This window comes from Gilvimarinus sp. 1_MG-2023 (genome assembly GCF_030548285.1).
Genome location: NZ_JAUOSC010000660.1, coordinates 1 through 309 on the forward strand (window position 1 = coordinate 1; position 309 = coordinate 309).

1 protein-coding gene is annotated in these 309 nt (G+C 53.4%); it reads left to right on the forward strand.

From position 1 onward, the window contains the following. Nucleotides 1–309 (forward strand): hypothetical protein (locus tag Q4563_RS18520; RefSeq protein WP_336623056.1); only part of this gene is annotated, 309 nt, incomplete at both ends.

Here is a 309-nt window from a genome sequence, read left to right on the forward strand (position 1 = left end):
GTTATAAATGGCTCAACTATAGTAACGACATCAGCAAGCGCAACGAGCCGATATTTATTGTGCCCAGAACGTCCTTTGCGGCGAACCTTTCTGAGCAGCAACAGACCAATCGTCGTGAGCCTGATTTCTTTCATCCGGCGTGGTTGCCATACACCGTTGCAACCACCCACCAGCAGAACCGGAGCTTCATCATGGACAATACGCAATCATCCGCGGGCAAATGCCCGGTCATGCATGGCGCAATGACATCCAGCGGTCAGACCAACACCGACTGGTGGCCGAATGCCCTGAATCTCGACATCCTCCACC